A 20,150-nucleotide genomic window follows, 5' to 3' on the forward strand; every position below is an offset into this window, starting at 1 on the left:
TTTATGGCCTTAGAAAAGTCTATTGTTTGAAATATATAACAATAAAAACTTTTATAAAATAGGTTAGACTTTTTGATGCTCTGAACGCTCCCCAAAACGTTTCTTACCAAGCACCAAAAAGTCTAATAGGTTACAAATTTTTATTTTTATAAAAGTGTTGTGTTTTTATGCGCTGCGTTTTGAGTTCTTCTGGTGCACTATTAAATAATTTGTATCAGTTTTGTTCTATACCTGAAAATAGGTATTTTTTGCCATTTTCTACAGAAAATTCAATTAAACATTTATATAAGCAGTCCTGTGAAAAGGAATATAACTTTCTCAGCAGCAAAGCATTAAAATTTTATATCCCAAGCAACATTTCATAGACCTAATCGTTATAATATTCAAAAGTTTTAAGTTGTGATTGAACTATGCGTGGTTTATACCTCATTACCAATGATGATCCAATCGAATTGCTTTTAGCCAAGCTTGAAGGCGCGATGGCAACTTATGAAGTTGCTGTTTTGCAATATCGTCGTAAAAAAGTGGCAAAGGAAGATCAGGCTTATGAAATTGAGTACATGAAAAATATGTGTAATCAGTACAAAGTGCCTTTTGTCATTAATGACGATCTAGAAGCTGCAGTTCAGTATGGTGTGGGTGTCCATTTAGGGCAAGATGACGGTTCAATTGCTGAAGCTGTAACACGCTTACCTAAAAATGTTTTGATCGGTCGAAGCTGTAATAACTCTTTAGAACTGGCTGAGCAGGCAATTGCAGACGGTGCAAACTATGTGGCTTTTGGTGCCATTTTTGCAACTGAAACTAAGCCTGAAGCAGGCAATATTGGCTTAGAAACGCTAAAACAAGCCAAAGCGAAACTAAATGTACCTATTTGTGCAATTGGTGGTTTAACTGTAGAAAATTCAGCAGAAGTCATTGAAGCAGGTGCTGATCTTTGTGCTGTGATTAGTGATGTATTAGGTCGTTCAATGTCTGCTGTTAGCAGTCGTGTTTATGAATGGTCTGAGCTTTTTGCTGAACAAGCTTAATTTTATTTTTTAGATTGAATAAGTAGAGAATTTTTATGAGCTTATCTGCTAAGCAAGAACAATTATTTAAACAAGCCAGCAAGCATATTCCTGGCGGTGTAAACTCTCCTGTACGCGCATTTAATGGTGTAGGCGGTACACCGGTATTTATCGAAAAAGCGCAAGGTGCATATCTCTATGACGTAGACGGAAAACGCTATGTCGACTATGTCGGCTCTTGGGGCCCAATGATTTTAGGTCATGCGCAGCCCGACATTATTAAAGCAGTTCAAGACGCGGCTGTTGATGGTTTGAGTTTTGGTGCGCCAACCGTTCATGAAACAACTTTGGCGGATATTATTTGCGAAATTATGCCGTCTATTGAATTGGTTCGTATGACCAACTCAGGGACTGAAGCAACGATGACTGCTATCCGTTTAGCTCGTGGTTATACGGGGCGTGACAAGATTGTAAAATTTGAAGGCTGCTACCATGGTCACTCAGACTCACTTTTAGTGAAAGCAGGTTCTGGTCTTTTAACTAAAGGTGAAGGCGAAGCAACTTCGGCCGGTGTACCTGCTGATTTTGCCAAACACACTTTAACCCTGCCATATAACGATATTCCCATGCTGAAAGAATGCTTTGCAAAGTTCGGTTCAGAAATTGCTGGTGTAATTGTCGAGCCAGTTGCAGGCAACATGAATTTGGTGAAACCAATTGACGGTTTCTTACAAGCCATTCGCGATGTGTGTGATGAGCATGGTTCAGTCTTTATCATTGATGAAGTAATGACAGGTTTCCGTGTTGGTCTTGGCGGTGCGCAAGCGCATTATGGCGTAACACCTGATTTAACCACTTTAGGTAAAATTATTGGTGCTGGCCTGCCTGTGGGTGCATTTGGCGGCAAGCGTGAAGTGATGGAATGCATTGCACCTCTTGGCAAAGTCTATCAAGCAGGTACATTGTCTGGTAACCCATTGGCTATGCGTGCCGGTATTGAGATGTTTAAACATTTGCGTCAGCCGGGCTTCTATGAAACTTTGACTGAAAAATTGGCAGGTTTACTTGCAGGCTTACAGGCTGCTGCAGATGAAGCAGGCATCCCGTTCTTTACCCAGCAAGTGGGCGGTATGTTTGGTATTTACTTTACAGATCAAACTGAAATTACTGGTTTTGATTCAATTTTGAAATGTGATGTAGATGCGTTTCGCACTTTCTTCCATGGCATGCTGACACGTGGTGTTAACCTTGCACCGTCTGCATTTGAAGCCGGTTTCTTCTCAAGCGCACATAGCGATGAAGATATTGCATTTACCATCGAAATGGCGAAAGAAGTTTTTGCTGAAATGAAGTAATTTTCATTTAAATCGGTAAATTCTGCTTTAGAATAAAGCCCGCAGCCTGCTGTGGGCTTTTTTGTTGTTTTAAGTTCGGCTTTTTAAGAAAAGGATTTTTAAATGAAAACCAAGCATTATTTAACTTTGGCAGATGCAGAATTTTTACTAAACACAGCACATGCTTATGCAGTTGAACAAGGTTTTAATGTCAGCATTGCGGTAATGGATGATACAGGCAATTTATTGGCGATGAAACGAATGGATGGTGCAGCGCCAATGACAGCAAATCTATGCTTAGAAAAAGCCAAATGTTCAGCCATCAGTAAGCGCCCATCTAAATTGTTTGAAGATTTGATAAAAGGTGGGCAGATGGGTTTCTTAACCATGCAGACGTTTAATGGCATGCTGGAAGGTGGTGAGCCGATTTTGTATGAAGGGCAATTGGTGGGTGCAATGGGCGTGTCTGGGGTAAAGTCATTTCAAGATGCAGAAATTGCACAAGTGGCGATTGAGAAGTTTTTCGCGCAGCAAAACTAAGCATGATCTTGAGTGAAATAGATAATTCAGCCCAATCGATATGTTGGGCTTTTTTTTATTTTGATTTAAATGTCTAGGAACTTCGCCCATAGCATTAAATCGAAATTTTCTAAGATTGAGCCGAAGCATTCAGCATGAAATTGATAAATGCTTTGAGTTTAGAAGACTGATAGTTAGACTTTGGATAGAGTAAATAAAAAGGCCGAGTTGTTTGGCTATAAGATTTGAGAACTTCCACCAACGCGCCGCTTTGTAATTCTTGCTCCACTGAAAAGCGGTAGACCTGCATCAGTCCCGCACCTGATTTAGCTAAGATTAAGGTCGAGAGATAATCATCTTTACAGGTAATTTTTCCTTGCACATCAACCATAATTTTTTTGCCTGCATCCATGAGTGACCACGGTCCAGACTTACCTGAACTCGGCAATTCAAACAAAATACATTCGTGATGCTGTAAGTCTTGGATGTTCATAGGTGCAGGGTGCCTTTTCAAATATTCAGGTGTAGCAACAATGCATAATGCAGCATCTTCAAGTTTTCGTGCAATTAAGCCAGAGTCGGTTAACTCATTACCGCGAATCGCAATATCATAATCATCAGTTACTAAATTTACATTATGGTTGCTGACATGAATCTCGAGCTTGATGTGTGGAAACAGCTCGGCAAATTTAGCCATTTTAGGCAGCAGTCGATAATGTGCATAAGCTGTAGGTACGCTAATTTTCAGTAAGCCGATGGGGTGTTCCTGTTCACCGCTGATTTGCATTTCACCTTCGAGTAGGCTATTCAGGGCTTGTTTGCAAAAATAATAATAATGCTGCCCAGCATCGGTAATTTTAAGTTGGCGTGTAGTGCGGACAAATAGCTTTACCCCAAATTTTGCTTCTATGCGTGATATCGCTCTACTGACTGCGGCAGGAGAAATGCCTGCTGCAATTGCTGCAGCAGAGAAACTTTTCTTTTCCACGGTTAAACAGAATAATTCAAGACTGCCGATTTGCAGATCATCATAGTGACGCAACATAATATTTCTGCTTATTAATTACATGATGTAATAAGTAAATTAAATTTGAAGATCTTTTTCAAGAATTTATTTTCGATAAAGTGGGTTTAACAGCTGATTCAGCACTGGCTGAGAGCAATTATTTATACAACTCCACAACGAATATAGGAGATACACATGGCGATTCTCAACTACGAAACAGGCCCGATTCAGGCAGAAGCAGCGTTTACTTCAGACTTCCCGGTTGCAAGTGAAATCAAGATGCATGATTTAGTGAATATGCAGGAAATTGAACGTCGCAGCATGGATGTGCGTCCGGGCATGCGCCACAAATATATGCCACTTGGTTTTGACCGTTTTAGTGGTGCGCTTTGGACTGGTGGACGCTACTTATTTGATACTTGGGAAAATGTAAAAGATTATGAGCGTTTCACCAGTGAAGAATTGGAATTTGAGCCGAATGTAAAGTTTTGGAGCCGTCCATTTTTCTTGAATGTACAGCGATATATTTGGCGTGTTGCTGGTGCTCATGATTTTAAACCCTTAGCAACATCACATCATGTTGTGCGTTTTGAACGGTTTTCTACACAGCATGATCAGTTAGATCAGCTACTAAAAGAGGTTTGGCCGACTTTGCGAGAGCAAGCGCAGGCGCTAGGTTTGTCCAGTGCTTGGCTGATGTTTAATCAAGATGAAAAGCAAGTCAGTATTGTGACTGTGGCTGCCAAAGTGGATACAGGTAATGCGGCTGAAGATAGCATCAAGGCTTTGGCTAAACTTGAAAGCATGAGCTCTTTGAGTGAATTGTTACCTTCTGAATTAAAGTTAACTCCACTATTTGATCGAACCAATCCAATACTTGCACAGTGGCTGCCTCTATCTCGTGTTGCAGGCGGTGAACCTTCGGCACATCCGATGTCACCACCATTGGCGGCACCTACCGTCGAACCACAAAAATAAATACGATAAGCTGACAGGGGTCGTGCTCTTGTCAGCATTCATATTGTAGTAAAACAGTCTAGAAAATGTGGTCGTTTGAAGTATCAGGGCTTATTGGAGTGCTAGCAGTGTGTTTTATAATGATCAGTTCTAGTTTGATATACTATGTAATATACAGATTTAGGAAATATATTAAAAAAATGTAATTCTTAATGCGATGTATACTAGGGAGGAGCAGCTATACATATATTTTACAATGATGAGTATTGATGTATCTCGAATATTGTTTGTGAATGAAAAGAATATTAAAGAAATTATCGTAAAATAAAAAAATGATATTTGAAAATTTTTTATGTTCTTTTAAAAAGAATGGACGTTATACAAATTAAAATAAATGGACAGCTATGGACTCAAAGGAATTAGCATATTTACTCAAAATAGGAATAATCAACGAAAACCTTGAAATCTATAAAGGATTGTTTTCAGATACCTTGCCATCAGAAATAAAAGATCCTTATTTTATTGATGCAATAAGTTTTTTTAATAATTTGCCAGACGAACATAAGAGAATTTTTTTTCAATCTTACGACAAGTAATGATTGATTCAATTAGTAATGTATTGGGTGTTATTGATGGCAGCTCAAGTTTAGAAGAGCACGATGGTGATTTTTCTTTGCTGTATGAGGGTAAGTCACTTGAATATTTACAAGATTATTTTTTATCCCAATTTGAATAAAACCAAAACTTAGGTTTATCTAATAAAATTAATAGAATTAAAAAAATATATAAGTTTAAAGTTGACCAAAAAGTAAATCATCAGTAGCCGAAAGTCACCTTCAGATATGATTCTGCGTTAGCATATCAATTGTTCCAACTTGAGTTATGTACCGAGTCTGTATGCTTTATCCCATGCCAAAAAAAATCCAATTTTCACCATCTCAAGCAAAATGGCAGCTGTCTTCAACACAGTCGGTATTGGTACTGGTTGGCTTACAAAATTTACGCTTGCAGCAGGGCATACAAGATACGCAGTTGATGGAAAATATTATCCAGTTGACCAATAAAGCCAAAGCCTTAGAGATTCCCATTGTCGACTTATATGGCGATGATTTACTTCAAGGCATGCAGCAGCTCGGTGAATATGCAACAACACACCCGCAGCTCATCTTTGCAGGGCAAATCACACCTATGCTGAAACAGATCTTGCCGCATCTATACAGCGTAACAGAGCAAATCTGTATTGTTGATGACGCAATTGTGCTGAATAATCAGGAACAGCATATTCAGTGGGTGGACTCCATGTCAGGCCAAGGTATACATCATATGAGTAGTTATAATTTGATGCGACTTTGGAATCTGTCAGCACCAACTGAATTCGTTTTGTCAGCCAAAGGCATATTATTGGCTATTGCAGAGCAGCTAGATATGGACGCATTGGAAATAGATCCCTTAATCGATTTACGTAGTTATGGGCTCGATTCCATTGCCATGGTCAGCTTAATTGGGTTGTGGCGTGCCAATGGTGCTAACATCCGTTATGAAGACTTTTTAGATGATGCAAGTTTAAAAGCATTGCTAGAAAAATTGCTCAGTACAGACTAAACAAAGCCAATTGGAATTATTTTTGTTCTAAATCGGAAAATACGTCGGGAAATATGCCTTTGTGCATTGTAATTGTTGGCTAAGCTTTTTATTATTGCCGCCTTGTTTTTCGAGATCAGAACTGGATTGAACTTTGAGTAATTTTCTAACCGAACACCTGATACATCGTGACACTGACTTTATGGTGATCCATAAACCAGCAGGTTTACTCACAGTTCCGGGAAAAACAGTAGATTTACAAGACTGTGTTATCAATCGATTATTACAAATTGAGCCGAATACTTTGCTCATCCATCGTTTGGATCGTGATACCTCAGGTATTTTGGTTTTTGCATTAACCCGTCAAGGGCAAAATCGAATTTCACGCCAGTTCCAAGAACGTCAAACTTCAAAAACATATCAGGCATTGGTTGCGGGTACGCTCGAAGGTGAAGGTACTGTTGATGTACCCGTCGTGTATGACCCAGAACATCCGCCACTGCATATTGCCGATCCTGCACATAATAAGCCTGCACTTACGCATTGGAAAGCCACTGAACATTTTGAGATTCAGGGTCAAGCCGTAACACGTGTAGTGTTAACTCCTATTACCGGTCGATCACATCAGCTTCGTGTTCATATGCAATATTTAGGTCATCCTATTGTAGGTGATACTTTATATGCAACAATTGAACAACAACAGCTGATGCCGCGCTTATGTTTACATGCTGAGCATTTGAGTTTTAACCATCCTGAAACAGAGCAAACAGTGGAATTTCACTGTCCTGTACCATTTTAGGAAAATCATTTAAATCCCTAAGAATTCTGCTCACTATTTAGTGGGCTTTATGTCAAAATATATTGCTTTATGGTCTAGATTTTTGCTCAAATAACGTTCACAGTTTGAGCATAATATTTTCAGACCGAACTTGAGAAAAAGGTGGAAAAATTGCAGCAGTTTGCTATTGGTCAACGTTGGTTATCAGATACAGAAACGGAACTGGGTTTAGGTGTTCTTATTGATGTTGATGAGCGATCGGTCAGCATTTTATTCCCGAAAAGTGATGAAACTCGTGTCTATGCCCGTCACAATGCACCTTTATCTCGTATTGTTTTCAATGTAAATGACGAAGTCCAAGACCAAGAAGGTCAAATTTGGACTGTTGAATCTCTTGAAGACCGTGGTGGCGTGGTTCGTTATAACGCGGTACGTAAACTTGCCGATGGCACAGAAGAGCGTAAAGCACTGAATGAAACACGTATTGGTGCAAGTATTCAGTTAGCAAAACCATTAGATCGTTTGCTTGCAAGCCAAGTGGACTATAAAGAATGGTATGACCTGCGTATCGAAGCACTGCTTCTTCAAGCCAATATGAAGTCTAGCCCTCTACGTGGCTTGGTAGGTTCACGTGTGGGTCTCATTCCACACCAACTGTATATTGCGCATGAAGTGGGTAAACGTTTTGCTCCACGTGTATTACTTGCTGATGAAGTGGGTCTAGGTAAAACCATCGAAGCAGGTCTGATTATTCATCAGCAACTCAAAACGGGTCGTTCAGAACGTATCTTGGTCTTAGTACCTGATTCATTGCAATATCAATGGATGATTGAAATGCGTCGTCGTTTCAATCTTGAGTTCTCATTATTTGATCTGACACGTACAGCATCAATTAAAGAACACGATCCAGATCTCAACCCATTCTTAACAGAACAATGCATCATTGCGAGTGTCGATTTGATGATCGACCATGATGACTTGCGTGAACAAGCCCTTGAAGCTGGGTTTGATTTGCTCGTAGTCGATGAAGCCCATCATTTAATGTGGTCAGAAGAAGAAGGCGGCAATGACCGTTATGACCTTGTTGAAGAACTTGCTGAAAAAACGCCGGGTGTCTTGTTATTAACCGCAACGCCTGAACAATTAGGTGTGGAAAGTCACTTTGCACGTTTACGTCTGCTCGATCCACAACGTTTTAGTTCTCTTGATCGTTTCTTGGATGAAGAAGAGCAGTATCACCAAACAGCTAAAATTGCTGAAGTGCTGATGTCTGATCTACCACTCGAAGAAGGGCATTTGGCAGCGATTGAAAGTCTATTAGGTCATCGAATTACTGACGAGCCAGAACAACGCTTCCGTGCCATTCACGAATTATTAGACCGTCATGGTACAGGCCGTATTTTATTCCGTAATACACGTGAAGCGATTCAAGGCTTCCCAGGTCGTGACTGTCAGCCTGCGCCATTACCTGCACCAGAAAACTGGTCTAAAGATGGCAAGCTACGTGAACAAATGTGGCCTGAAGAAGCGCAGCTTGATGGCTCGTGGATGGAAACAGATCCACGTGTGATGTGGTTGATGGAACGTCTGCGTACAGACCTGAAACACAAAAAAGTGTTATTGATTGCACGTAGTGGTCCAGTGGTTGAGTCTTTAGAAAATGTACTTCGTTTGCATGCGGGTATTCGCACTGCGATGTTCCATGAAGGCATGAGCTTATTAGAGCGTGACCAAGCAGCAGCTTACTTTGCTGAAGAGTCATACGGTGCGCAAATTTTACTATGTTCAGAAATTGGTTCTGAAGGTCGTAACTTCCAGTTTGCATCGGACTTAGTTTTGTTTGACTTGCCTGCAAACCCAGATGTACTTGAACAACGTATTGGTCGTTTAGACCGTATTGGTCAAGAAAATCGTATTCAAATTCATGTGCCTTATCTGGTTGGTACTGCTCAAGAGCGTATGTTCCGTTGGTATAACGAAGCATTAAATATTTTCTGTAATATCTCCCCGACAGCGCAAACTCTCCAAGAAAACTTTATCGTCAATCTGAAAGATTGTTTGTTGGCAGATAAAGGCCAAGAGTTTGAAGATCTGCTCGAAGCCGTAAGTGTACAACGTGAAGCACTTGAAGCTGAACTTCAAGAAGGTCGTGACCGTTTACTTGAGTACAACTCTTGCCGTCCAATTGTAGCGCAAGAAATTGTGACTGCACTTGAAGACTACGACGACAATACAACCTTGCCAATGTTTATGAAGCGCTTCATGGCGTCTACAAACATTGATTTTGATGAGCAAAGTAATGGTACCGTGATCATCAAGCCAACGGATCAAATGCAAGTTCAAGGTCTGACTTTGGACGAAGAAGGTATGACGGCGACGTTCTATCGTGACCAAGCACAGATCCGTGAAGATGCTCAATATTTAACACTTGAGCATCCATTCACTGAAAGTGTGATGGAAATGATTAATACGCAAGGCTTTGGTAGTACCAACGTTGCTGTATTGAAATCGGCCGCTTTACCGCAAGGTTCTGTGTTAATGGAAGTGTGGTTTAAAGTCGATGTCGTTGCACCGAAAGCATTGAATTTGCCGTCAAGTTTGCCACAACAGTTGGTTCGTGTATTACTGAGCGAAAAAGGTCAGGATTTATCGCAAAAAATTGCACCTGAAATTTTACGTCCTTATTTACATCATCTTGATGGCAACAGTTGCCGCCAAGTGGTTAAGGCGCGTCGTGATGTCATTGAACAGCGTTATACGCAAGCGCTTGAAATTGCTCGTGGTGCATTACCGGGCTTTAAACAACAAGCCAAAGAAATCTACGGTAGCAAATGGCAATATGAAATTGACCGTTTAACTTATTTGAAGCAGTTCAACCCAAGTATTCGTGAAGACGAAATTGCACGTTTACAAAAACTGCAAAAAGAAGGTTTAACACTGCTTGATGGTCTAGCGGTTACACCAGAAGCGATTCAAATTATGGTAGTGGTTAAGCCATAAGTTAAGAATCTTAAAAAAGCACCTTAGGGTGCTTTTTTTTATGGCTAAAATTATAACTGTAAAATTAATCACGACAGATTTACGCTAAATCAAAGTTTTGTATTGTTTATTTTTAATCTAAATTGTCGACATCGGCATAAAAAAAGTAACTATTCTTCAGCAATTCTACAGCTTGATCAAAATCTTCATTTTCATCCAACATATAAAATATGCCATCAAGCTTTGTATAGTCAGGATGATTTTTTGCTAACTGAATTTGGATCGTACTTCGTTCTGCTTGGCTGCGTGTTACATAATGAACACTAAGTAAATCAAAGTCGATGTCATTACATAGCGGCTGTTTTAAGGCAATGGCACCACAATAATCATGTATTTCAGGTAATAAGCGTAGAACTAAATCAGCCTCTTTGCTTTCCGCCACGATGAGCTCTGGGTCTGCGGTCTTACACAAAGCGAGTACTTCAGTTAACAGGGTTGAGTCATCTAGTGTATGGTCTAACACGATGACTTTTTGCGGTTGGGTTAAATCAAAGTCATTTATTAAAATCATAAAACCTCCTGAAAATAGAATGGTTATGCTTTATTTATCGGCGCAATAAAATGAAATGGTGCTACGTTTCGAATCTAAATTTTTCTAAAAATGGTTTTGGATAATGTGTTCATTCTATGAACGATCTAAAGTTAATCATGGTGTAGAAACACACCTTGTTCTGATTCGAAGTTCAGTTAAATACTGCAATTGTTAATATAGGGCGCTACGCTTCATGCTCATTGCTATACCCAATATACAAGATTTGATTAATAAAAGAATCGGCATCGCGACATAAGTTGTCGTTATTGATGTCGATTGAATTATGAAAGTGAAATGATTAAATGTATTAGGGCATATAGCGATAGCATCATAATCAAATGATTGTTCACGAACTGCCTTAAGGTCGTGTTTTAATGCTTTAGTTAAGTAAAGTTTTGGCTTGGTTAAATTTATACGTCGATGCTAGCGAGTTGAGGGCAGTTCCGTTAAAATGCTTCAAATTTCAGCAGTTCGTTAGAAGAAAATAAAAATATGAAATCCTTAATTACCTTAGGTAGTAAAACGTCACACGGTGGTGTGGTTTCAGAATGTGAACCTTCATTTGTGATTAATGGTATTGCAGTACATTTAAATGGCATGAAACATTATTGCCCGAAATGTAATTCGACTGTGGCTGCGATCGCGGCAGATCAAAGTACAACGGTAAAGGGGCGAGGTGTTGTGGTTGCTGGAGATAAAACCACTTGTGGCGCAACATTTTTACCGAATCAATCAATGGTCGGTTCACAAAAATAATCTGCAAACTGACTTTGAGGTCATCTAGATAAACTCATTGGGTCCTGTTTAAATCGTATTGATCTCTTTATGATGTGGCATCATCAGTTGATTGGATGAGTTCTAGATGAAAAGCGCGATCCATTTTACCCATGCCAATGGTATTCCTGCTGCAAGTTATCGAAAGTTTTTATCCTACTTTACACCGCAATTTGATGTGAAGGCGATTCCGCTTATTGGTATGGATGAGCGCTATCCGATCACCAAAGATTGGCGATATTTGGTCGAACAAGTCATCGCAGATATCGAGCACCAATTTCCAAAACAAAAAGTGATTGGGCTTGGGCATTCTTTTGGCTCTTTAGTCACCCTTATGGCGGCTTATAAACGTCCAGATTTGTTTTCACAACTGATTATTATGGATCCACCTTTCGTAATCGGTCCTAAGTCTGCCATTTTTGAAGGTATGCAAAAATTAAAGCTCAAAGCCGTCGATAAACTTACCCCAGCGGCAATTACATTGAAGCGTAATGACCATTGGCCAAATTTGGATGAAGCCTATACGGCACTACGGAATAATCGTTTATTTAAAAGTTTTGATCCGCAATGTTTTGAGGATTATTTTGCACAAGGTGTTCGCACTGATGAAAAACGCGGTGGCGTGACCCTCAGCATTCCAAAAGCCGTGGAAGCGCAAATTTTCCGTACAGTACCTGCATGGTGGTGGCGTACTCCACGTAAAGCCCCTCAAATGCCTGTACACTTTATCACTGCAGATAACAGCCATTTTTATAAACAAGGTTTGCCTGACGGAATGAAGAAAACCTATGGTATAGATTATAGTGTAGTTGAAGGTGGGCACATGTTTCCACTTGAGCAGCCGAAACAGACAGCGCTACACGTCATGCAGTACTTACAGTATTAGAAAAATAAATTTTGCTCATAAAAAAGGAGACCTGAACGTCTCCTTTTTTTGACCGTTAATTTTTAGCGAATCTGTGCTTCGTCTAAATGGCGAGCACCTTCCAAAATCATGCGAATCATAATCATGGTTTGTTCGGCAACTTCTTTGCGTTGTTCTGTCGGTAGATCAATGACTTTTGCACCCATGTTAAACACCAATTGGGTAATACCACGTGCCACGATGTCAGGATGAGCCAACTTACTCTGATTTAAACGTTCTAGGACGATTAAATCTTCTCTTAATTCTTGTTGGAAATAGTTAAGTTGACGCTCAACTGCATTTTTATAGGAATGCGAACCAGTATAGCCTTCACGAAGTAAAAGGCTTAAGTTGCCTTCATCGGCATCTAGCTGCTGAATAAATACTTCAACTGAACTACGAATAATACTGCTTTGGCGTGATGCCTGAAGGCGTGCTTCATGCAAAATTTGACGTAACACACCACCAGCTCGATCAATCAACTCAATGGCTAATTCATCAATATCTTTGAAGTGACGATAAAAACTATTTGGAGCAATGCCAGCTTCACGTGCAACTTCACGCAAACTCAGTGATGAAATACTTTTTTGTGGACCAATTAAATTAAGCGCTGCCTGAAACAGTTCTTCCTTGGTAATCGTTGCTTTACGACCTACAGTGCGAACTGCAAGTGGAGTTTCAGCTTCAGAATGTAATTCTTCCTGGTACATGTTAACCATATTCGTCTGTGCAGACTGAGTCATATTTTTTAATAGATTAAAAACATTAACATATTATAGCGTCTGCTAATAGCTTTTGTGAAAATGTCGATTAAATGTACAATCGTATATACAAATATATATACATGTGTATAATAATTAAAAACCTCCCATGAGTTGTATTTGATTATGCATGTACTCGAAAAAGCGAAAAAGCCTTTAAACGCACTCAAAGACAGTGTTGTAGACGTCAATGCGGTAAATTTCTGGTTACAGAAATTTAATCCGTTATGGTCTGGTAATCAGGCTCTCGGCAAAATTGTACAAAAAGAAAATGCAGCAAATGAGATGGTCAGCCTAACCATACAGGTGAACCGTTTATTTAAAATTGGCGAAGCTGGTCAGCATCATCCTGTTTTTGCTTGCGTAAATGGTATCCGTTACGAACGTACTTATAGTTTGACTCAGTTGGATGATCAACACGTATTGCTTAGCGTAAAAAAAGTGAATACGGGTATCGTGAGTACTTGGCTCGTAGAACAAGCACAAGTGGGTGACATCTTAGAATTTGGTCAGCCTTTTGGTGATATGACTTTGGTGTCAAATTCTGCGCCGTTGCTACTATTGGCTGCGGGTAGTGGTATTACGCCAATGTTGAGTTTGTTGAAAGCGATGAGCAAAACCAAGCAAATTGCGGAGCAACCAATTCAGTTAATGTATTGGGTTAAGTATCACGATGATGCCGCATTCAAATTACGCTTCGAAGCTTTGGCAAATCAATATCCAAACTTTAAATTTCAAATTTTCTTTACCCAAGAAGATGTTCCCGATCCACGATTAAATGCCGCTCACGCTGCTCAATTTGACAACATTGAGCACAGTACTGTGTTTGCATGTGGTCCATCGGGTTTCGTCACTCAGGCCGAAGCGTTATTTGATCATGCACAATGCTTTATGAGTGAAGCATTTAGCATGAGTCCAATTGCAACGGATGACATTGGTTTTGTGAATGTCACGCTTACGCAATCCAATAAAACCGTCAGTATTCCAAAAGGCCAATCAATTCTAGCCAGTCTTGAACAGCAAAATATCAAACCAAACCACGGTTGCCGTATGGGCATTTGTAATAAATGTGCCTGCAACAAAGTTGAAGGTTCGACTAAAAATATGGTCAATGGTAGCCAAAATACAGAACCGGGTAATTTACTCAAAATTTGTGTGAACTCAGCACAGTCAGATCTCGTTATTGATTTATAAGGTAGAAAAAATATGAACATGCCTGTAAAAATTGAATATTTTAAAAATCCTAAAAACCGTGAGTTAACCCAATCGCAATTAGATGAACTTGCGCGTGAGCTTGACGCGATTAAGCAAGAAGTTTTAGATGACTTAGGTGAAAAGGATGCGAAATACATTCGTCGTGTGTATTCGACTATTCGATATTCATCTATGGCAGGTCGTGCATTATTGTTTGCAGGTTGGTTTCCGCCAGCGTGGATTTTAGGCACAGGTCTTTTAGGTTTTGCCAAAATCATGGAAAACATGGAATTAGGTCATAATGTCATGCATGGTCAATATGACTGGATGAATGATCCTAAATTCAATGGTCAGACTTATGAATGGGATATCGTGGGTACTGCAGATAACTGGCGCCAAACTCACAATTTTAAACATCATACCTATACCAACATTAAAGGTATGGATGATGATATTGGTTATGGTCTCGTTCGTTTATTCCCAGAACAGCGTTGGAAGCCGGGCTATCTATTACAACCGATTTATAGCATTCCATTTTGCTTATTGTTCCAATGGGGGGTTGCCATTCAAAACCTTGAATTGGGTAAATACTTTAAAGGTCGCAAAACAAAACAGCAGACCAAAGAAGAATGGAAGCCAATGCAAGCCAAAATCGGCAAGCAATTATTTAAAGACTATGTGTTCTTCCCGCTTATTGCAGGGCCGGCAGCATTACCTGTGTTCACAGGGAACCTCGTTGCGAATGGTCTTCGTAATATTTGGACATTTAGTATTATTTTCTGTGGTCACTTTACCAAAGATGTTGAAGTTTTCCCGAAAAAAGTACTTGAAAATGAAAGCCGTGGACATTGGTACATGCGTCAAATCCGTGGTTCTTCAAACCTTACTGGTTCAGAAGCATTTCACATTTTGACAGGGCATTTAAGCCATCAGATCGAACACCATTTATACCCAGATGTTCCTGCGCGTCGTTATCGTAAAATGGCGCCAAAAGTACAGGCCGTATGTGAAAAATATGGTTTGAACTATAACAACGCAAGTTTAGTGAAACAGTACGGCAGTGTACTAAAACGTATTGTGAAATATGCGTTTCCATTTAAAAAGTAATAAACGCTACACTAAATTTACGGGAAAAAAAGCCATGCAATTGCATGGCTTTTTTATATTAACTTTGGGGAAAATATTTATTTCAATTTTTGATATGTAATTTGAGGATCTTAATCAAATTCATATAATTTCCTTTTTTAGCCATACGAATGACCAATTCAATTTCTTCTTTCGTCCACATCTGGCGAGTGGCTGAGAAGGCAAATTGAGCAAGGAGTACAAATGGATTTTCGCCAAATTTAATATGGAGGCCTTTGACATATTTCGGTGGATTGAATTGATTCATATTCTTTTCCCGCTTTTAATATTTGACCGCATTATTTCTAATTAATGAGAAAAATAGCACACTATAAAGTCAAAATAAAAGCAGAATTTTCAAAATTTAATCATATATTAGAGCGACTTAAATTTAAGTTTGTGATTGTTAACTTTGATTAATAAACCAAACTAAATCACTCGACTTTAGTCGAGTTCAGGTAGGCGTTTATCCTTTCCATTCATGAAATGGTGGGTGGCCAATTCAAACATAGCGAGGTCTTCATCGCTATTTCCATAGGCATAAACATGCTCATAGTCTTGAAGGTTAAATTGCTCCAAAACTCGAATTTTCTTTTGCTCGCCACTACAGTCTAAGGTTTGATACAAACCAGTCAGTATTTGGTCATTGGCTGCTGTTTCGGTACAAATCAGTTTGACCCCAAGCTTTTTGGCCACAGGTTTAAGATATAAATCGACGGATGCAGAAACCAACACGACTTCATGACCGCGTTTTTGGTGTTGCTGTAATTGTTCATACAGTGAAGGATTGAGTTCTGCCATCAAATGTTCAGCATATTGCGCTGCTTGATTTAAAACCTGCTCATGATTGGCTTGGCTAAACATTGCGGCATATAGGCGAGGACGCATTGCATGTGCAGGATATAGCTTGAGATAATAGCCTTGAATCCAAGGGAGAATTTTAATCCCTTGGCGCACGATATGCCTTTTAGGCAGGGAATAGAAGATGAACCCTGTAAAACTGTCTTTGTTACACAGGGTTCCGTCAAAATCAAATAAGGCTAGAGTTTTAGGTTTTTGATGCGGCGCATGCATGTTTGATAACGTCCATCGACTCGTGTGGCAAACCAATTGGTATTGTAATCACGGCTTAATTTTGGCCCCGAAATTACGACTTCAGGCATCATGGCGTAAAACGGTTCTTTACCAGTCTTTTCTTGGTACAACTTTTTGACCGCTTTATACGTTAAAGTATCTTCAAAGTCCTGATCTTTTTCTTTTTTAAGATCTGAACGAATTTGACGTGGCGTCGCGATCACATTGTTTTCTGCAAAAACGGCAATCAACGCGGTTTCAGACTGGCTTTTTGCAGAACGTGGAGAACCATCTTTATTATAAAGTAAGAGGTCACCATCTAAGCCGAGCTCAGCAGGGGTCAAGTCATTCAACATGCTTTGGAATGCCGCATTACGACTCGAATAACGACCCGAGTTATAATCTGCAAAACGATAAATCGGTTTGTCATATTCAGCCGGATACATCATTAAACGGTGGATGCCATAATACAAACCGCCATATTGGCTATACATGTCTGTGCGTAGTGCGGCAATATTTCCACCTTGGCGTTTGTGGTCTTTGGCATAGCCTATATGAACTTGCATCGAACCCAAAGTGGTAATGGGGTTGAGCTTTTCACCAATATCTTGTCCAACCAGTTTCGCCGCGCCTGTTAATGCACTCACGTGATAATGTTTAGACATGTAGTCAAAAATTTCACGATATAGCTCGTCTAGTTCACGTTCAGTTTGAACGCGGCGCATTTGGCTCAAATAGTTATCTTCCGGACTCGGCTGATTTTTTAACACATCTTGGAAATAGCCAGCGACCGTACCTCCGATGCCATCACCCAATTTATCTTTAAACTTTTCTTCAAGACGATCTTGAACTTCTTTAACGGCTTTTTCACCGAGTCCCGGCACATGTGGGTCAGCAACAAAATTGGACTCTTGATCGACCACAGCAACAATCGTACAGACATTTTCTTTCGTGGTCGGAATACCGAGCTGATCACTAATGTCGTAGATATCATTGGCCCATGACAGACGTTCATTCACGCGAGGTGGAATGGCTTTTTTAATCTGTTCCGCTTCCATAGTGGGTTCATCTTTGCTCCACCATGAACCATTACCACAGGCAGCCAAGCCAATGGATAAAGCCAGTACAGAAAGGGATTTAAAGCATAATGTGGTCGAAAAAGTTTTGTTCATATTTTCCAATAAACTCAGCCATATGGGGGCGACAAAGCAGGAGCAGTATACTATGCAAAATACATAAGTAATGAATAAATATGTATATGCCTCATAGGGGACTGTCAATCTATTTATGGAGATCTACGCGTGTAAAAACAAGCAGTTCTGTCAGGATGATTGGAAAAAGAATGCTTTTTGAGCTAAATAGATGAATATTCCAATATCATTTTCAACAGATTATAAAAAATGAAGGTATATACTAGCTGAAATCCATAATTTTTTAAGGGGATTGTTATGCCAGCTAAATTTTTCAGTCGTTTCTTAGGTTTGATTGCGTTAGTTATGGTATTGGGGGCAATCGTTATAAACTTTGTTGTGGCTAAACCAATGGTGGAATATTGGATCTTACTCTTACTACCTTGTTTTGCAGTTCCAATTTTAACCTCAGTGATGATCACAAAGGATGAAAATCTTTAACATCATCGTTCAGTAAATTTATATTTCAATCCAATAGATGATGAATACTCAGTCTGTGCAAAAAAGCTCACATCGGGTGGGCTTTTTTGTGAATTAGCCAAAAGTCTTTTATACTATGCAAATGAGAAGGTCAAAACGTCAGCAAAAATTAACAGCTTCAAAAGTTATTTGGTCAACTGAACAAGATGCCGAGTTGATCGAACATGCAGGCTTAGCAATGCCTGAGTTAATCCAGCGCTTGGGATTTTGTGAAGAAGATATTTTGCAAAGAAAAGAAATATTAGGTTTAAACCGGCGGGCACGACAAATTCAACGTTTATATTTTAAATAACAGATATCAAAGTGATTGTATACTGTGACAAACATAAAATGTCTGTGAATTTAAAAACCCACTATCTGTGGGCTTTTAAATTTTTGCTCAATTATTTTGCAACAGCTTCAGAAGCAGGTGCCGCTTCAGTTGCGTCTTGAGCAACTTCAGTTGTTTGAGCTTCAGATGCAGCAGCTTCAACTTTTTGTTCTTCAGCAGCAAATGTAGTTGTAGCAGCAGAGATAAGTGTAGCGAAAAGTACTTTGTTTAAAGTTTTCATGATTCAATATTCAGTCTATTTTTTTGGAAAAAACAACTTAATGTATTAATCATGATAAAAGTGTAATTAAAATGGGTTATTATGTGGCTAGATTGTGAACTTTAACGAAAAATTTATCACAATAAATCAATGGCTTGAAATCCATCACAAAATAATATGTGTCATTCAAATATCGTTTAATATTTTAAAGACTTTAAAAAAGAAAAACCCGAATAAATCGGGAAGTGTATTTTACGTTGTTATTACAGCGAAACTTACACACTTTTCGCTTAATAACAATTTATCGCACAATTATGACGCCATGATGAAACGGAGGTTATTCAGCAGGGCATTCAATTTTGAGTTTTTCTTTGTAATAGTCCTGTGCAATCTTCAAATCATTCAACATTTTATCTTGAGTATAGTCTTGGGCTGCGAGTTTGAGCATGGCAGGCATATAGTTGGTTTTATATTCATGAGGGTAGTCATGACATAAGACTTGTGTTTTTTCCTTGATAGATGTGCTTGGGGCATCTAAAACATCAAGGTATTGACTGATTTGCGCATCTGACTGCTCAAATTGTTGAGTCGCTTGTTCCGTTGTTAAATCAGCGTTTTGGCTTTCAGCTGCAGCCACCTCGTCATTCGGTTGTTGGCAGGCAGTCAATATGGTAGCGAAAAATATAAAAGAGAGAATTTTCAATTTTTTCATAAAGTTAAACTCAATGATGTGAATTTATCGGGTTTAAGTTTTCAATGATTTTAGCAGTATCCCTCTATAGTAACACCTGTACAGGCAGATCTGCTGAAAGTCTGATGTTGAATCGATAGTGTGTTAACTACATGGCTGATGCATAAGTTTCAACGACTCTTAAGCAAAAGCGTAGAAATTTTTGTATGGAATTACTAAACTATCGCATTGCAAATTTGCCGTCCAATTCCGAAGCTTCAAATTCCTCAATTTAAGCGTTGAACGATGTTGATGTTCATTGTCATCATTCAATTGCATAATCATTGCCATGAAACGTTTTTACGCTCAACTGATTTTGCGAACATAGATTTGAATTTAGCATTGTAAAAGTGGCTTGGAAGATTTCGAATGTGGTTCGCGCATCATTTGCTAAATATAGCTAGAGGTTAAAACATTGAGTCAACATCCTGTCATTCAAGAATTATTCGATCGTCCCATCGAGAGAAAACTGTGGGTGGCACCTATGGCAGGTGGGTTAGATTACTGATGTGTGCTTAAAAAACAGGAGGGTTTAACTTGGTAAACTATACATACTCATTAGGAGTTTACCATGAGCAAGAAACAGAAGACTTACACCGCAGAATTTAAAGCTGAAGCCATAAAAGCCATTG

General features: G+C 39.2%; 22 protein-coding genes. 14 read left to right on the forward strand and 8 right to left on the reverse strand.

The annotated features are described in order from the left end of the window. Positions 1-410 precede the first annotated feature (410 nt). From thiE to FTV27_RS07095, 3 genes are all read left to right on the forward strand, one after another. Entirely contained in the window at positions 411-1,031 is a 621-nt protein-coding gene (gene thiE, locus FTV27_RS07085) for a thiamine phosphate synthase (protein ID WP_180077723.1), read from the forward strand. Positions 1,032-1,066: 35 nt separating this feature from the next. Next, positions 1,067-2,365, forward strand: coding sequence for a glutamate-1-semialdehyde 2,1-aminomutase (gene hemL / locus FTV27_RS07090; protein ID WP_180077725.1), 1,299 nt, complete (start codon positions 1,067-1,069; stop codon positions 2,363-2,365). A 102-nt stretch (positions 2,366-2,467) separates the two neighbouring features. After that, complete coding sequence (locus FTV27_RS07095) at positions 2,468-2,884, forward strand: heme-binding protein (protein ID WP_180023855.1); 417 nt, start codon at positions 2,468-2,470, stop codon at positions 2,882-2,884. A 109-nt stretch (positions 2,885-2,993) separates the two neighbouring features. On the opposite strand, the gene FTV27_RS07100 is transcribed toward FTV27_RS07095, so the two are convergent. After that, on the reverse strand, positions 2,994-3,908 hold the full coding sequence (locus tag FTV27_RS07100) for a LysR family transcriptional regulator (protein ID WP_180077726.1): 915 nt from the start codon (positions 3,906-3,908) through the stop codon (positions 2,994-2,996). A 156-nt stretch (positions 3,909-4,064) separates the two neighbouring features. Here FTV27_RS07100 and FTV27_RS07105 point away from each other — a divergent pair, with 156 nt between their 5' ends. The 5 genes from FTV27_RS07105 (at position 4,065) to rapA (ending at position 10,185) form a co-directional block, all read left to right on the forward strand. Next, on the forward strand, positions 4,065-4,847 hold the full coding sequence (locus tag FTV27_RS07105) for a hypothetical protein (RefSeq protein WP_180077728.1): 783 nt from the start codon (positions 4,065-4,067) through the stop codon (positions 4,845-4,847). 574 nt (positions 4,848-5,421) lie between these two features. Beyond that, positions 5,422-5,562, forward strand: a complete 141-nt coding sequence (locus FTV27_RS07110) for a hypothetical protein (protein WP_180077730.1) — start codon at positions 5,422-5,424, stop codon at positions 5,560-5,562. A 161-nt stretch (positions 5,563-5,723) separates the two neighbouring features. Then, the gene (locus FTV27_RS07115; protein WP_180077732.1) at positions 5,724-6,428 is read left to right on the forward strand and encodes a phosphopantetheine-binding protein; all 705 of its coding nucleotides are present in this window, start codon (positions 5,724-5,726) and stop codon (positions 6,426-6,428) included. Between the two features lie 133 nt (positions 6,429-6,561). After that, positions 6,562-7,206, forward strand: coding sequence for an RluA family pseudouridine synthase (locus FTV27_RS07120; protein ID WP_180077733.1), 645 nt, complete (start codon positions 6,562-6,564; stop codon positions 7,204-7,206). Between the two features lie 141 nt (positions 7,207-7,347). Next, on the forward strand, positions 7,348-10,185 hold the full coding sequence (gene rapA, locus FTV27_RS07125; protein ID WP_180003802.1) for an RNA polymerase-associated protein RapA: 2,838 nt from the start codon (positions 7,348-7,350) through the stop codon (positions 10,183-10,185). Positions 10,186-10,297: 112 nt separating this feature from the next. On the opposite strand, the gene FTV27_RS07130 is transcribed toward rapA, so the two are convergent. Continuing rightward, positions 10,298-10,735: a hypothetical protein gene (locus FTV27_RS07130; protein ID WP_180077735.1), complete on the reverse strand. Its 438-nt coding sequence runs from the start codon at positions 10,733-10,735 to the stop codon at positions 10,298-10,300. Between the two features lie 513 nt (positions 10,736-11,248). Between FTV27_RS07130 and FTV27_RS07135 the strand changes: the two genes are divergently transcribed. Next, a complete protein-coding gene (locus FTV27_RS07135; RefSeq protein WP_078193592.1) occupies positions 11,249-11,512 on the forward strand; it encodes a PAAR domain-containing protein in 264 nt (87 codons plus the stop codon). Between the two features lie 106 nt (positions 11,513-11,618). After that, positions 11,619-12,416, forward strand: a complete 798-nt coding sequence (locus FTV27_RS07140) for an alpha/beta fold hydrolase (RefSeq protein ID WP_180077737.1) — start codon at positions 11,619-11,621, stop codon at positions 12,414-12,416. 62 nt (positions 12,417-12,478) lie between these two features. On the opposite strand, the gene fabR is transcribed toward FTV27_RS07140, so the two are convergent. After that, positions 12,479-13,153 carry an HTH-type transcriptional repressor FabR gene (fabR, locus tag FTV27_RS07145; RefSeq protein ID WP_372491111.1) on the reverse strand — a complete coding sequence of 225 codons (675 nt, stop codon included), beginning with the start codon at positions 13,151-13,153 and terminating at the stop codon, positions 12,479-12,481. Between the two features lie 168 nt (positions 13,154-13,321). Between fabR and FTV27_RS07150 the strand changes: the two genes are divergently transcribed. Then, a complete protein-coding gene (locus FTV27_RS07150) occupies positions 13,322-14,389 on the forward strand; it encodes a ferredoxin reductase (protein ID WP_180077739.1) in 1,068 nt (355 codons plus the stop codon). A gap of 12 nt (positions 14,390-14,401) precedes the next feature. Continuing rightward, positions 14,402-15,496 (forward strand): acyl-CoA desaturase, encoded by a 1,095-nt coding sequence (locus FTV27_RS07155; protein WP_180077741.1) that lies wholly within the window; start codon positions 14,402-14,404, stop codon positions 15,494-15,496. An 82-nt stretch (positions 15,497-15,578) separates the two neighbouring features. Here the strand turns inward: FTV27_RS07155 and FTV27_RS07160 are convergent, their stop codons facing one another. From FTV27_RS07160 to FTV27_RS07170, 3 genes are all read right to left on the reverse strand, one after another. After that, entirely contained in the window at positions 15,579-15,782 is a 204-nt protein-coding gene (locus FTV27_RS07160) for a hypothetical protein (RefSeq protein ID WP_180003812.1), read from the reverse strand. Positions 15,783-15,958: 176 nt separating this feature from the next. Beyond that, on the reverse strand, positions 15,959-16,588 hold the full coding sequence (locus tag FTV27_RS07165) for an HAD-IB family hydrolase (RefSeq protein ID WP_180064243.1): 630 nt from the start codon (positions 16,586-16,588) through the stop codon (positions 15,959-15,961). Beyond that, positions 16,555-17,760: a DUF1615 domain-containing protein gene (locus FTV27_RS07170; RefSeq protein WP_180003816.1), complete on the reverse strand. Its 1,206-nt coding sequence runs from the start codon at positions 17,758-17,760 to the stop codon at positions 16,555-16,557. The genes FTV27_RS07165 and FTV27_RS07170 overlap by 34 nt, the downstream gene beginning before the upstream one ends. A gap of 276 nt (positions 17,761-18,036) precedes the next feature. On the opposite strand from FTV27_RS07170, the gene FTV27_RS07175 reads away from it, so the two are divergent. Together FTV27_RS07175 and FTV27_RS07180 are read left to right on the forward strand one after the other, a co-directional pair. Further along, a complete protein-coding gene (locus FTV27_RS07175) occupies positions 18,037-18,219 on the forward strand; it encodes a hypothetical protein (RefSeq protein WP_078193584.1) in 183 nt (60 codons plus the stop codon). 115 nt (positions 18,220-18,334) lie between these two features. Then, complete coding sequence (locus FTV27_RS07180) at positions 18,335-18,550, forward strand: acyl-CoA thioesterase (protein WP_257229981.1); 216 nt, start codon at positions 18,335-18,337, stop codon at positions 18,548-18,550. Between the two features lie 91 nt (positions 18,551-18,641). Here the strand turns inward: FTV27_RS07180 and FTV27_RS07185 are convergent, their stop codons facing one another. Together FTV27_RS07185 and FTV27_RS07190 are read right to left on the reverse strand one after the other, a co-directional pair. Continuing rightward, on the reverse strand, positions 18,642-18,809 hold the full coding sequence (locus tag FTV27_RS07185) for a hypothetical protein (protein ID WP_180077743.1): 168 nt from the start codon (positions 18,807-18,809) through the stop codon (positions 18,642-18,644). A 316-nt stretch (positions 18,810-19,125) separates the two neighbouring features. Continuing rightward, entirely contained in the window at positions 19,126-19,500 is a 375-nt protein-coding gene (locus tag FTV27_RS07190; RefSeq protein WP_180003820.1) for a hypothetical protein, read from the reverse strand. Between the last annotated feature and the right edge of the window lie 650 nt (positions 19,501-20,150).

The sequence above is a fragment of the Acinetobacter sp. YH12251 genome (assembly GCF_013417465.1).
GTDB classification, from domain to species: Bacteria; Pseudomonadota; Gammaproteobacteria; order Pseudomonadales; family Moraxellaceae; genus Acinetobacter; species Acinetobacter amyesii.